Source organism: Pantoea sp. Cy-640 (assembly GCF_011752635.1).
Lineage (GTDB): Bacteria > Pseudomonadota > Gammaproteobacteria > Enterobacterales > Enterobacteriaceae > Pantoea > Pantoea dispersa.
Genome location: NZ_VWXB01000001.1, coordinates 115,420 through 128,711 on the forward strand (window position 1 = coordinate 115,420; position 13,292 = coordinate 128,711).

At 58.2% G+C, this 13,292-nt stretch carries 9 protein-coding genes; 7 read left to right on the top strand and 2 right to left on the bottom strand.

The window, feature by feature from the left end; genetic code table 11:
- Positions 1-87: 87 nt before the first annotated feature.
- From cmoM to F3J36_RS00560, 7 genes are all read left to right on the top strand, one after another.
- Positions 88-858: a tRNA uridine 5-oxyacetic acid(34) methyltransferase CmoM gene (cmoM, locus tag F3J36_RS00530; protein ID WP_058769552.1), complete on the top strand. Its 771-nt coding sequence runs from the start codon at positions 88-90 to the stop codon at positions 856-858.
- 11 nt (positions 859-869) lie between these two features.
- Positions 870-2,192: a chromosome partition protein MukF gene (mukF, locus tag F3J36_RS00535; RefSeq protein WP_058757757.1), complete on the top strand. Its 1,323-nt coding sequence runs from the start codon at positions 870-872 to the stop codon at positions 2,190-2,192.
- Positions 2,173-2,901 (top strand): chromosome partition protein MukE, encoded by a 729-nt coding sequence (gene mukE, locus F3J36_RS00540; RefSeq protein WP_031279857.1) that lies wholly within the window; start codon positions 2,173-2,175, stop codon positions 2,899-2,901. Before mukF ends, mukE begins: the two co-directional genes overlap by 20 nt.
- Complete coding sequence (mukB, locus tag F3J36_RS00545) at positions 2,898-7,364, top strand: chromosome partition protein MukB (RefSeq protein WP_166718641.1); 4,467 nt, start codon at positions 2,898-2,900, stop codon at positions 7,362-7,364. Before mukE ends, mukB begins: the two co-directional genes overlap by 4 nt.
- Positions 7,365-7,520: 156 nt before the next feature.
- Positions 7,521-9,323 (top strand): L,D-transpeptidase, encoded by a 1,803-nt coding sequence (ldtD, locus tag F3J36_RS00550; protein WP_058757755.1) that lies wholly within the window; start codon positions 7,521-7,523, stop codon positions 9,321-9,323.
- 188 nt (positions 9,324-9,511) lie between these two features.
- Positions 9,512-10,063, top strand: coding sequence for a YcbK family protein (locus F3J36_RS00555; protein ID WP_031279855.1), 552 nt, complete (start codon positions 9,512-9,514; stop codon positions 10,061-10,063).
- Positions 10,064-10,099: 36 nt separating this feature from the next.
- On the top strand, positions 10,100-10,729 hold the full coding sequence (locus tag F3J36_RS00560) for an MBL fold metallo-hydrolase (RefSeq protein ID WP_021508331.1): 630 nt from the start codon (positions 10,100-10,102) through the stop codon (positions 10,727-10,729).
- A gap of 33 nt (positions 10,730-10,762) precedes the next feature.
- On the opposite strand, the gene F3J36_RS00565 is transcribed toward F3J36_RS00560, so the two are convergent.
- Both F3J36_RS00565 and ompC read right to left on the bottom strand, forming a co-directional pair.
- On the bottom strand, positions 10,763-11,953 hold the full coding sequence (locus tag F3J36_RS00565) for an amino acid aminotransferase (RefSeq protein ID WP_166718642.1): 1,191 nt from the start codon (positions 11,951-11,953) through the stop codon (positions 10,763-10,765).
- A gap of 200 nt (positions 11,954-12,153) precedes the next feature.
- On the bottom strand, positions 12,154-13,254 hold the full coding sequence (gene ompC, locus F3J36_RS00570; protein WP_058769558.1) for a porin OmpC: 1,101 nt from the start codon (positions 13,252-13,254) through the stop codon (positions 12,154-12,156).
- Between the last annotated feature and the right edge of the window lie 38 nt (positions 13,255-13,292).

Below are 13,292 nucleotides of genomic sequence, written 5' to 3' on the forward strand. Positions count from 1 at the left end.
GACAGTTACTGCGGCATGAAAGGTTCATTCTTGTCGAGCCTGTGACAAAATAGCACAAGTTGAATGCAGCAAAGCGGAGCCATCACCATGCAGGATCGTAACTTTGACGATCTGGCGGATAAATTCTCGCAAAATATTTATGGCACCCGTAAAGGCCAGGTGCGTCAGGCGATCATCTGGGATGAGCTGAACGCCATTCTGCCGACGCTGCCCGCCGGCCCGCTGACGGTGCTGGATGCCGGTGGTGGCGTCGGTCAGATCTCCAGCGGCCTCGCCGCGCAGGGGCACCAGGTACTGCTGTGCGACCTGTCGGGCGAGATGCTTAAGCTGGCCGCCGCCCATGCGCACAGCGCAGGTGTGAGCCACAACATGCAATTCAAACAAATTAGCGCGCAGCAGGTTGGCGAACATTTGGATAAGCCGGTGGATCTGGTATTGTTTCACGCTGTGCTTGAGTGGGTGGCGGATCCGCTGGCGGTGCTGCAGGCGCTGTGGCATACGCTGAAACCCGGTGGTGTGCTGTCGCTGATGTTTTATAACGCGCACGGCCTGACGTTCCGCACCCTGACGCTCGGCAATTTCGGCTATCTGCGCGCCAACATGAACAAGCGCAAAAAACGCACGCTGTCGCCGGATTTCCCCCGCGATCCTGACGATGTACAGCGCTGGCTGACGCAGTGCGGATTTATCACCGAGCAGCGTGCCGGTATCCGCGTGTTCAGTGACTACATGAAGCCGCAGCCCGGCGCCGGGAAGAGCGTTGAGGAAATTATTGAGATGGAACGGCGCTACTGTCGTCAGGAGCCCTTTTTGAGTTTAGGGCGCTATATCCACGTGACTGCGCGCAAACCCAGGTAGAAGGATCAACTATGAGCGAATTTTCCCAGACGGTCCCCGAACTGGTGGCATGGGCGCGCAAGAATGACTTTTCCCTTGCGCTGCCGGTAGAACGTCTGGCGTTTTTGCTGGCCATCGCCACCCTCAACGGGGAGCGCATGGACGGCGAGATGAGTGAAGGTGAGCTGATTGACGCCTTTCGTCACGTCAGCAAAGCGTTTGAACAAACCCACGAAACCGTTCAGGTCCGTGCCAACAACGCCATCAACGACATGGTGCGTCAGCGCCTGCTTAACCGTTTTACCAGCGAGTTGACCGAAGGTCACGCCATCTATCGTCTGACGCCACTGGCGATCGGCATCACCGACTATTACATCCGCCAGCGCGAATTTTCCACGCTGCGCCTGTCGATGCAGCTGTCGATTGTCGCGCAGGAGCTGAAGCGCGCCGCCGACGCCGCCGAGGAAGATGGCGACGAATTTCACTGGCATCGCAACGTCTTTGCGCCGCTGAAATATTCGGTCGCGGAAATCTTTGACAGCATCGACATGACGCAGCGCCTGATGGACGAACAGCAGCAGGCGGTAAAAAGCGATATCGCCGATCTGCTGAATAAAGACTGGCGCGCGGCCATCTCCAGCTGTGAGCTGCTGCTGTCGGAGACCTCCGGCACGCTGCGCGAACTGCAGGATACGCTGGAAGCGGCAGGCGACAAGCTGCAGGCTAATCTGCTGCGGATTCAGGACGCCACGCTGAGCAGCCCGGATCTGGGCTTTGTCGACAAGCTGGTGTTTGACCTGCAAAACAAGCTCGATCGCATTATCAGCTGGGGCCAGCAGGCCATCGATCTGTGGATCGGTTACGACCGCCACGTGCACAAATTTATTCGTACCGCCATCGACATGGATAAAAACCGCGTGTTCGCGCAGCGTTTACGCCAGTCGGTGCAGAACTATTTCGATCAGCCGTGGGCGCTGACCTACGCCAATGCCGACCGTCTGTATGACATGCGCGATGAAGAGATGACGCTGCGTAACGACGAGGTGATGGGCGAGCTGCCGCCGGAGATGGAGTACGAAGAGTTTAACGAAATCCGCGAGCAGCTGGCGGCGATGATTGAAGAAGCGCTGCAGATTTACAAGCAGCAGCAGAAGCCGCTGCATCTCGCCACGGTGATGCGTGACTATCTGGCGCAGTATCCTCGCGCGCGCCACTTCGACCTCGCACGCATCGTCATCGATCAGGCGGTGCGACTCGGCGTGGCCGAAGCCGATTTAGCCGGTCTGCCTGCGGAATGGCAGACCATCAATGATTACGGAGCCAAGGTGCAGGCACATGTCATCGACAAATATTGAACAAGTGATGCCGGTCAAACTGGCGCTGGCACTGGCAAACCCGATTTTTCCCGCGCTTGATAGCCAGTTACGCGCCGGCCGCCACATTGGTATTGAAGAGCTGGATAATCACGCTTTTCTGATGGATTACCAGCCGTTTTTAGAAGAGTTTTATGCGCGCTACAACGTCGAGCTGATTCGCGCACCGGAAGGGTTTTTCTATCTGCGTCCGCGCTCAACCACGCTGATCCCGCGCTCGGTGCTGTCCGAGCTCGACATGATGGTGGGTAAAATTCTCTGCTATCTCTACCTGAGCCCGGAGCGGCTGGCCAACGAGGGCATTTTCACCCAGCAGGAGCTGTACGACGAGCTGCTGTCGCTGGCGGATGAAAGCAGGTTGCTCAAGCTGGTTAACCAGCGCTCCACCGGGTCGGACCTGGATCGCGCCAAACTGCAGGAGAAGATGCGTGCGTCGCTCAGCCGTCTGCGCCGTCTCGGCATGGTGTGGTTTATGGGCAACGACAGCAGCAAGTTCCGCATCATGGAGTCCGTCTTCCGCTTTGGTGCGGATGTGCGCAGCGGTGACGACGCACGTGAAGCGCAGCTGCGCCTGATTCGTGATGGTGAAGCGATGACGCTGGAGAACGCACCGGTCGCCAGTGAGAGCGACGAGGCAGAAAATGACAGCGAACACGACGCGAGCGAGCGCGCGGAGGATGAACAGGCATGATTGAACGCGGTAAATTTCGATCGCTCACGCTGATCAACTGGAACGGTTTCTTTGCCCGCACCTTTGATCTGGATGAGCTGGTCACCACGCTGTCCGGCGGTAACGGTGCCGGTAAATCGACCACCATGGCGGCGTTTGTTACGGCACTGATCCCGGACTTAACCCTGCTGCATTTCCGTAACACCACCGAAGCCGGTGCCACGTCCGGCTCGCGCGACAAGGGCCTGCACGGCAAACTGCGCGCGGGCGTCTGCTATGCGGTGCTGGATGTGGTCAACTCGCGGCATCAGCGCGTGGTGGCTGGCGTGCGCCTGCAGCAGGTGGCCGGACGCGATAAGAAAGTCGACATCAAGCCGTTCAGTATTCACGGCCTGCCGACCGATACGCTGCCAACCGATATGCTGACCGAAATTCTCGGCAGCCGTCAGGCGCGCGTGCTGCCGCTGGCAGAAGTGAAGGAGCGGGTGGAAGCGCAGGAGGGCGTGCAGTTCCGCCAGTTCAGCTCGGTCACGGACTACCATGCCATGATGTTTGAGCTCGGCGTGGTGCCGCGTCGTCTGCGCACCGCCGGCGATCGCAGCAAATTCTACCGTCTGATCGAAGCCTCGCTGTATGGCGGTATCTCCAGCGCCATTACCCGCTCGCTGCGCGATTACCTGCTGCCGGAAAACGGCGGCGTGCGTAAAGCGTTCCAGGATATGGAAGCGGCGCTGCGCGAAAACCGCATGACGCTGGAAGCAATTCGCGTCACGCAGTCGGACCGCGATCTGTTTAAGCATCTGATCTCTGAAGCCACCAGCTACGTTTCTGCTGACTACATGCGCCACGCCAACGAGCGTCGCATCCATCTCGACGGTGCGCTGCAGCTGCGTAACGAGCTGTTCACCAGCCGCAATCAGCTGGCGTCAGAACAGTATCGTCACATTGAAATGGCGCGCGAACTCTCTGAGCACAACGGCGCAGAGAGCGATCTGGAAACCGATTATCAGGCGGCGAGCGATCACCTTAATCTGGTCCAGACAGCGATGCGTCAGCAGGAGAAGATCGCGCGTTACGACGCCGATCTGGAAGAGCTGACTTATCGTCTCGAAGAGCAGAATGAAGTGGTGGCCGAAGCGCGTGAGGTGCAGGAAGAGAACGAAGCGCGCGCTGAAGCGGCGGAAATTGAAGTCGACGAGCTGAAAACCCAGCTGGCCGATTTTCAGCAGGCGCTTGATGTGCAGCAAACCCGCGCCATTCAGTATCAGCAGGCGCTGCAGGCGCTGGAAAAAGCGCGGGCGCAGTGCCAGCTGCCGGACCTCACCATCGACAACGCCGCAGAGTGGCAGGAAACCTTCCAGGCGCGCGAAGAAGAGGCCACCGAACGGCTGCTGCGCCTGGAGCAGAAGCTGAGCGTGGCGGAAGCGGCGCACAGCCAGTTTGAACAGGCGCTGGCGCTGGTCACCAGTATTGCTGGCGAGGTAAGCCGGCAGGATGCGTGGCAGGTCGGGCGCGAATTGCTGCGCGATGCCGCTAACCAGCGCCATCATGCCGAACAGCTCTCTTCGCTGCGTCTGCGTCTCAACGAACTGGAAACCCGCCTGCGCGAGCAGCATGACGCCGAACGTCTGCTGGCCGACTTCTGTAAACGTCAGGGCCAGCAGTATGACGCTGACGCGCTGGAAGGCCTGCAGCGTGAACTGGAAGCGCAGATAGAGCAGCTGAACGAAAGCGTGGCCGACGCCGGTGAACGCCGCATGCTGATGCGCCAGGAGCTGGAGCAGCTGCGCGAGCGCATCACTGCGCTGACCGCGCGGGCGCCGCACTGGCTGGCGGCGCAGGAGATTCTCACCCAGCTGAGCGAGCAGACCGGCCAGACGCTGAGCAGCAGCCAGCAGATCACCGAATATATGCAGCAGCTGCTGGAGCGCGAGCGTGAAACCACCGTCGAGCGTGATGAAGTGGCGGCGCGCAAGCGTGAAGTCGAGCAGCAGATTGCGCGACTCAGCCAGCCGGGCGGCGCGGAAGATGCGCGCCTGACCCAGCTGGCGGAGCGGTTTGGCGGCGTGCTGCTGTCAGAAATTTACGATGATGTGACGCTGGATGATGCGCCGTACTTCTCCGCGCTGTATGGCCCATCGCGTCACGCCATTGTGGTACCGGACCTGTCGCTGGTGCGCGAGATGCTCGACGGCCTGGAAGAGTGTCCGGAAGATCTCTATCTGATCGAAGGCGATCCGCAGTCGTTTGATGACAGCGTCTTCAGCGTCGACGAGCTGGAAAATGCGGTCGTCGTCAAAGTGGCGGAGCGCCAGTGGCGTTATTCGCGCTTCCCGAAAGTGCCGCTGTTTGGTCGCGCGGCGCGGGAAAATCAGCTGGAGCTGTTGAACAATGAGCGCGACCAGTTGGCCGAGCGTTTTGCCACGCTGTCATTTGACGTGCAGAAAACCCAGCGTCTGCATCAGTCGTTTAGCCGCTTTATCGGCAGCCACCTGGCGGTGGCTTTCGACGAAGATCCGGAAGCGCAGATGCGTCAGCTCAATAGCCGTCGTGGCGAGCTGGAGCGTGCGCTGGCGCAGCACGAGAATGACAACCAGCAGCAGCGTGCCCAGTTCGAGCAGGCAAAAGAGGGCGTGGCGCAGCTCAACCGCCTGCTGCCGCGCGTTAACCTGTTGCTTGACGACTCGCTGGCCGACCGCTGCGAAGAGATTCGTGAGCGGGTGGAAGAAGCTCAGGAAGCCGCGCGCTTCCTGCATCAGCACGGGGCGAAACTCAGCAAGCTGGAGCCGCTGGTGGCGGTGCTGCAGAGCGATCCGCAGCAGCACGAACAGCTGACGCGTGATTATCAGCAGGCGCAGCAGCAGCAGCGCGAAGCGCGTCAGCAGGCATTTGCCCTGACCGAAGTGGTGCAGCGCCGCGCGCACTTCAGCTATGAAGATTCGGCTGGCATGCTGACCGGTAACAGCGATCTCAACGAAAAACTGCGCCAGCGTCTGGAGCAGGCGGAAGGCGAACGCAGCCGCGCGCGTGAACGCCTGCGCGAACATCAGGCGCAGCTGACGCAGTATTCCCAGGTGCTGGCATCGCTGAAGAGTTCGTACGACGCCAAGCGCGACATGTTGAAAGAGTTGCAGCAGGAGATGCAGGATATTGGCGTGCACGCTGATGCCAGCGCCGAGGAGCGTGCGCGCAGCCGGCGTGACGAACTCTACACGGCGCTCAGCCACAACCGTGCGCGTCGCAATCAGCTGGAGAAACAGCTCACCTTCTGCGAAGCCGAGATGGATAGCCTGCAGAAGAAACTGCGCAAGCTGGAGCGCGATTATCACCTGATGCGTGAGCAGGTGGTCAGCGCCAAAGCGGGCTGGTGCACCGTGCTGCGCCTGGTGAAAGAGAACGGCGTCGAGCGCCGTCTGCATCGCCGCGAACTGGCTTACCTGAGTGGCGACGAGCTACGCTCAATGTCGGATAAGGCCCTCGGTGCGCTGCGCCTGGCGGTCGCGGATAATGAACACCTGCGCGATGTGCTGCGCATGTCGGAAGATCCAAAACGGCCGGAGCGCAAGATTCAGTTCTTTATCGCCGTCTATCAGCATCTTCGTGAACGTATCCGTCAGGACATTATTCGTACCGACGATCCGGTTGAAGCCATCGAGCAGATGGAGATTGAGCTGAACCGTCTGACCGAAGAGCTGACGGCGCGTGAGCAGACGCTGGCGATCAGCTCGCGCAGTGCGGCCAATATCATCCGCAAAACCATTCAGCGCGAGCAGAACCGCATCCGTCAGCTGAACCAGGGCCTGCAGGCGGTGAGCTTTGGCCAGGTGCGCAGCGTGCGGCTGAACGTCAACGTACGCGAAACGCACGCCATGCTGCTGGATACGCTGTCGGAAGAGCATGAACAGCATCAGGATCTGTTTACCACCAATCGACTCACGTTCTCGGAAGCGCTGGCGAAGCTGTATCAGCGTCTCAATCCGCAGATTGATATGGGCCAGCGCACGGCGCAGACCATCGGTGAAGAGCTGCTCGACTACCGCAACTACCTTGAGATGGAAGTGGAAGTGAACCGCGGCTCAGACGGCTGGCTGCGCGCCGAAAGCGGGGCGCTGTCGACCGGTGAAGCGATCGGTACCGGTATGTCGATTCTGGTGATGGTGGTGCAGAGCTGGGAAGAGGAGTCACGGCGTCTGCGCGGTAAAGATATTTCACCGTGCCGCCTGCTGTTCCTCGATGAAGCCGCGCGTCTTGATGCGCGCTCCATCGCCACGCTGTTCGAACTGTGCGAGCGTCTGGAAATGCAGCTGGTGATCGCCGCGCCAGAGAATATCAGTCCGGAAAAAGGCACCACTTATAAGCTGGTACGTAAAGTCTTTAACAATACGGAGCATGTGCACGTGGTCGGACTGCGCGGTTTCTCCGCCGATCCGACGCCGGTGAAACAGGAAAATCCCGGCGCAGGCGTGGCCACTGAAAATAGCTAGCAGCAAATCTGGTTAAAAATTCAGGCTGCGGTTAATCTGTAAACGGCATCGGCCCTGCGAGGCGGATGCCGTTTTTTATTTTATACTCAATCATAAGAGTACAGGCGGTACACGGCGTTTTCAGGATGCTGTGTCTTTGGTAAGAAGGGGGCAGGGATGTTGCTGAACAAGAAGAGCAGAGTTAATCGTGCTGCAATAGCACTCAGTTTGTCACTGATGGCGGCACCGCTGGCTATCAGCCAGGCGGCAGACGTCGGCGCGCTGCCGCACAGCACGCTATCAGTGGCCGCCAGCCAGCAGCAAATTCAGCAGGCATTTAGCCCCAGCGAACGACCCTTTTATCTGCCCGGCCTCGCCGGCATCTATGCGGCACGCAACATGGCGCCGCTGTGGCAGGATCGCGACGCCGTGCAGGCTTTCCAGCAGCAGCTGGCAGAAGTGGCGCTCTCCGGCGTACAGCCGCAGTTTACCCGCTGGGTAGAGTTGCTCACCAATCCGGATATTAAAGGCTTTGCGCGGGACGTGGTGCTGAGCGACGCTATGCTTGGCTATCTGCAGTTTGTCGCTAACGTACCGACCCAGGGCGAAACCTGGCTGTACAGCAATGTGCCCTACAAGCTGACCATGCCGTCACTCTCCGCCATCAATCAGTGGCAGAATGCGGTGAACGGCGGCGGCAGTCGCGCCTTTGTGGTGTCGCTGCAACCGCAGCATCCGCAGTACGCACCGATGCACAGCGCGTTAAAAGCGTTGCTGACCGATAACCGGCCGTGGCCGCAGCTGCGCGATAAGGGCACGCTGCGCCCGGGTCAGATCAGCGATGATGTGCCGGCGCTGCGTGAGATTCTGCAGCGCACCGGGATGCTGACCGGCACGCACAGCGCGACGCCCACGCCAGCCGACGATGCCGTCCCGACGGCGCCGCAGCCGGTGAGTCAGAGCGATCAGCCCGTGGCCGTCAGCCCGTCGGCCACCAGCGTCAGCGATCTGCCGGCGCAGGTACCGCAGGCCAGCGGCAACATCAGCACGGTCACTCCAGCTGCCAGCAATAATGTCTACGACAACACGTTGGTGGAGGGGGTTAAACGCTTCCAGCACTGGCAGGGACTGGCAGACGATGGTGCCATCGGCCCGCGTACCCGCGAGTGGCTGAATGTTTCCCCGCAGATGCGTGCGGCGCTGCTGGCGCTGAATATTCAGCGTCTGCGTCTGCTGCCGGATGACATGCACAACGGCATCATGGTGAATATTCCCAACTATTCCCTGACCTACTACAACAACGGCAATACCATCCTGTCCTCGCGGGTGATTGTCGGTCGTCCGGACCGCAAAACGCCGCTGATGCGCAGCGCGCTCAATAATGTGGTGCTCAATCCACCGTGGAACGTGCCCACCACGCTGGTGCGCCAGGATATCGTGCCGAAGGTGAAGCAGGATCCGAGCTATCTGTATAAGCACGGCTACACGCTGCTGTCGGGCTGGAGCGCTGATGCGGAAGTGATCGATCCGTCGATGATTGACTGGCACATGGTGTCCGCCGCCAGTTTCCCGTATCGCATTCGTCAGGCGCCGGGTGCCAGCAACTCGCTGGGCCGCTATAAATTCAACATGCCGAGTTCAGATGCGATTTATCTGCATGACACGCCGAACCATGGCCTGTTCCAGCGTGATATCCGCGCGCTCAGCTCCGGCTGTGTGCGCGTTAACAAAGCTTCTGAACTGGCCGATCTGCTGTTGCAGGACGCGGGCTGGAACGACAGCCGTATCTCCGACACGCTGAAGCAGGGCGATACGCGCTACGTGCCGATTCGCCATCGCATTCCGGTTAATCTCTACTACCTTACGGCCTGGGTGGCGGACGACGGCCAGCCGCAGTATCGTACAGATATTTACAATTATGATAACCCGGCGCGCTCCGGCAGCCAGGTGCTGACCAAAGCGGGGCAGCTGCTGCTCTAAGCGTTGATTTCCCTGTTATCCTTCCCTTAAAGAAAATGGCAAGACCGGTCTGGAAAATTGATTTCAGACCGGTTTTGCGCATTCTGTGACAGATTGCGGGTTGACTGCTCTCCAGGCTGCGGTTACTGTTCGGCCTTGTGTACTTTTTGCACATATTTTTATCGTTTTAGATTAGGTAACCCCGCTTCATGGCTAATTTTGATTCTCAACGTCGTCGTTTATTGCTGCTGGGTGGCGCAGCGGCTGGATTGTCACTGCTGCCGGGTGCAGCGCTGGCGTCAGTTTCCACCTCCCGCCCCCGGGTATTAACACTCAGTAACATGCATACCGGTGAAACCCTCAAAACTGAGTTTTTTAACGGTAAGAGTTATGACAAGGATGAGTTAGCTCGCTTAAACCACTTCTTCCGTGATTACCGCGCCAATCAGGTTAAACACATCGATCCGCATCTGTTTGACCAGCTGTATCGTTTGCAGACGCTGCTCAACACGCGCAAACCGGTGCAGCTGATCTCCGGCTACCGTACGCTGGCGACCAATAATATGCTGCGTGAATCGGGCCCTGGCGTGGCTAAACACAGCTATCACACCAAAGGACAGGCGATGGATTTCCACATTGAGGGCATTTCTCTCAGCAATGTTCGCAAAGCGGCGTTATCTATGCGCGCCGGTGGTGTAGGATATTACCCGCGCAGCAACTTCGTACACATTGATACCGGGCCTGCAAGGCACTGGTCCTGATACCGGCAGCGCTGCGTGTGTCGGTCATGGAGCGCTATGAATTACCTGATTATTCCGGTCACCGCCTTTTCACAGAACTGTTCCGTTATCTGGGATGACGAGACGCAACAGGCTGCGCTGGTTGATCCCGGCGGCGATGCCGAAACCATTATTGCCGTGCTGGCGGAGCGAGGCTTAACGCCGTCGCAAATCCTGCTGACCCACGGCCATCTCGATCACGTCGGTGCCGCTGCGGAACTGGCGCAGCACTATCAGGTGCCGATCGTCGGGCCGCAGCCAGCCGATGCCTTCTGGCTGGATAACCTGCCCACTCAAAGCCGGATGTTTGGTTTGCCGGAGTGCGCGCCGCTGACGCCAGATCGCTGGCTGGAAGAGGGCGAAACGGTACAGCTGGGCAACGTGACGCTGGAAGTGTTGCATTGTCCAGGGCATACGCCGGGCCATATCGTGTTCTTTGATCGTGCTGGCCGTCTGCTGATCTCCGGTGATGTGATTTTTAACGGTGGCGTCGGGCGCACCGATTTCCCGCAGGGAAGCCACAGCGATCTAATCGCGGCCATACGGGATAAACTTCTGCCGCTGGGTGATGATGTGACGTTTGTCCCCGGCCATGGCCCGATTTCCACCCTCGGCCACGAGCGCGTCAGTAATCCTTTCCTGCAATAAAAAAAATGGGCCATCAGGCCCATTTTTCGTTGGTCACAGCACGGCGACTATCGCTTCGCACAGTGCCGACATATTATCCGGCGTCATGCCTGCCACGTTAACGCGACCGGAATTCACCGCATACACGCCAAACTCTTCACGCAGACGCACCACCTGATCTTTGGTCAGACCGCTGAACGAGAACATGCCGTTCTGTTTGATGATGAAGCTGAAATCGCGCTGTGCGCCTTTCTCCGCCAGGGTATTCACAAACAGCTGACGCATGCGCTGAATGCGCTGACGCATGTCGGTCAGCTCCTGCACCCAGATGGTACGCAGCGCGTCGTTACCGAGAATGGTGGCGACCACGGCAGCACCGTGCGACGGCGGGTTAGAGTAGTTGGCGCGGATGCTGTATTTCACCTGGCTGAATGCTGTCTTCGCCACGTCGGCCGTTGCCGCTACCAGCGTCAGCGCACCGACACGCTCGTTGTACAGACCAAAGTTTTTCGAGTAGGAGCTGGCAACGATCAGTTCCTGATGGGATGCAGCGAAAATGCGCAGGCCTTCAGCATCTTCATCCAGACCGCGTGCGAAGCCCTGGTAGGCGAAGTCGAACAGCGGCAGCCAGCCTTTCTCCAGCGACAGCTGCGCCAGCTGTTGCCACTGGTCAGCGGTAGGATCGATACCGGTCGGGTTATGGCAGCAGCCGTGGAACAGCACCACGTCGCCCGCCTGCGCTTCCTGCAGTGAGACCAGCATGCCGTCGAAGTCGAGGCTGTGGGTCGCCGCATCGTAATACTGGTAATCACACACTTCCAGACCGGCGGCGTTGAACACATTTTTGTGGTTCGGCCAGCTGGGATTGCTCACCCAGACGCGTTTGACGTTGGTTTGCGTAGCGAGGAAATCCGCGGCGACGCGCAGCGCTCCGGTGCCGCCCGGCGTCTGCGCGGTGCAGGCGCGGCCAGCGCTAATCAGCGAGTTCTCTTTGCCAAACAGCAGTTCCTGCGTGCAGCGCGCGAAATCAGCCAGACCATCAATGCTGAGGTAGTTTTTAGTGGTTTCGTTCTCCAGCAGATACTGCTCAGCTTTTTTCACACTGGTCAGCACCGGCGTTTTGCCGGTTTCATCTTTATAAACACCAATGCCAAGATTGATTTTATTCGGGCGGTCGTCGGCGCGAAACAGGTCAGCCAGTCCCAGAATAGGATCGGCTGGTGCGGCAGAGATTGATTCAAACATGAGTCAGTTCCGTTTGGGTGAACTTTAGCAAAATGAGCTATCAGGTTAACGTCAGACGCAACGCTTGCCAACCGCTGACATAAAAAAGAAATAACTGTGGCGTATAAAGTAATGGCGCTAATCGGGAGCCCGATCACTGAAATGCAAAACGGAGCCCGAAGGCTCCGTTTCTGAGGTGTTACGCAGTTCGAATCGGCAGTTTAGAACTGGTAAACCAGGCCAACGCCAACCACGTCGTCGGTGCTGATGCCCTTCGCACGGGTAAAGTCGTTGTCGTCCAGCAGGTTGATTTTGTAGTCAACATAGGTGGACATGTTTTTGTTGAAGTAGTAGTAGGTACCCACTTCGATGTATTTAACCAGGTCAGCATCGCCGCCAGCGAAGGTTGAACCGTTGCCAGTCGCGCCGCTCAGGTCCTTACCTTTAGACTGCAGGTAAGCGATGGATGGACGCAGACCGAAGTCGAACTGGTACTGAGCAACCACTTCGAAAGCCTGAACTTTGTTAGCAGTCTGGGTGTTGGTGCCACCGTAAGGCGTGGTGTTACGTGATTCACCGTAGAATGCAGCCAGGTATACGTTGTTCGCGTCATATTTCAGACCGAAACCGTAAGCGTCAGCTTTATCGCCGTTGCCATCAAGAACCTGTGCATCGGTACGGTCAGAAGAGAAGTATGCACCTACAGCGCTGATGCCCATACCGGTGTCATACGCTACAGAAGAACCCCAGCCGTCGCCATTCTGGTTCAGGACGTCACGGCCTTCGTTTTTGCCCTGATACTGCACGGCAAAGCTCAGACCATCAACCAGACCGAAGAAGTTGCTGTTACGGTAGGTAGCCAGACCGTTTGAACGACCAACCATGAAGTTGTCGTTGTCCTGATACAGGGTATCGTCACCGAATACTGGCAGCTGGTCAGTGTAAGACATTGCGTCGTACAGAACACCGTAGTTACGGCCGTAGTCGAAGGAGCCCGCATCACCAAATTTCAGACCGGCAAAGCCCAGACGAGTTTTAGAGCCTTCGGTGCCCTGGTTCTCAGTCACGTTAGCCTGAATGTTGTATTCCCACTGGCCGTAACCGGTCAGCTGGTCGGTAATCTGAGTTTCACCCTTGAAGCCGAAACGAACGTAAGATTTGTCGCCGTCTGAGCTTGAGTCATCAGAGAACTGGTGACGCGCATCAACTTTACCGTAGAGGTCCAGTTTGTTGCCATCTTTGTTATAGATTTCTGCTGCGTTTGCTGCGCCGGCAGCTAACAGAGCAGGGATAACCACTGCAAGAATGTTGCGCTTCATCATTATTTATTACCCTCATTGGAGTTATTTGGACATCTGCC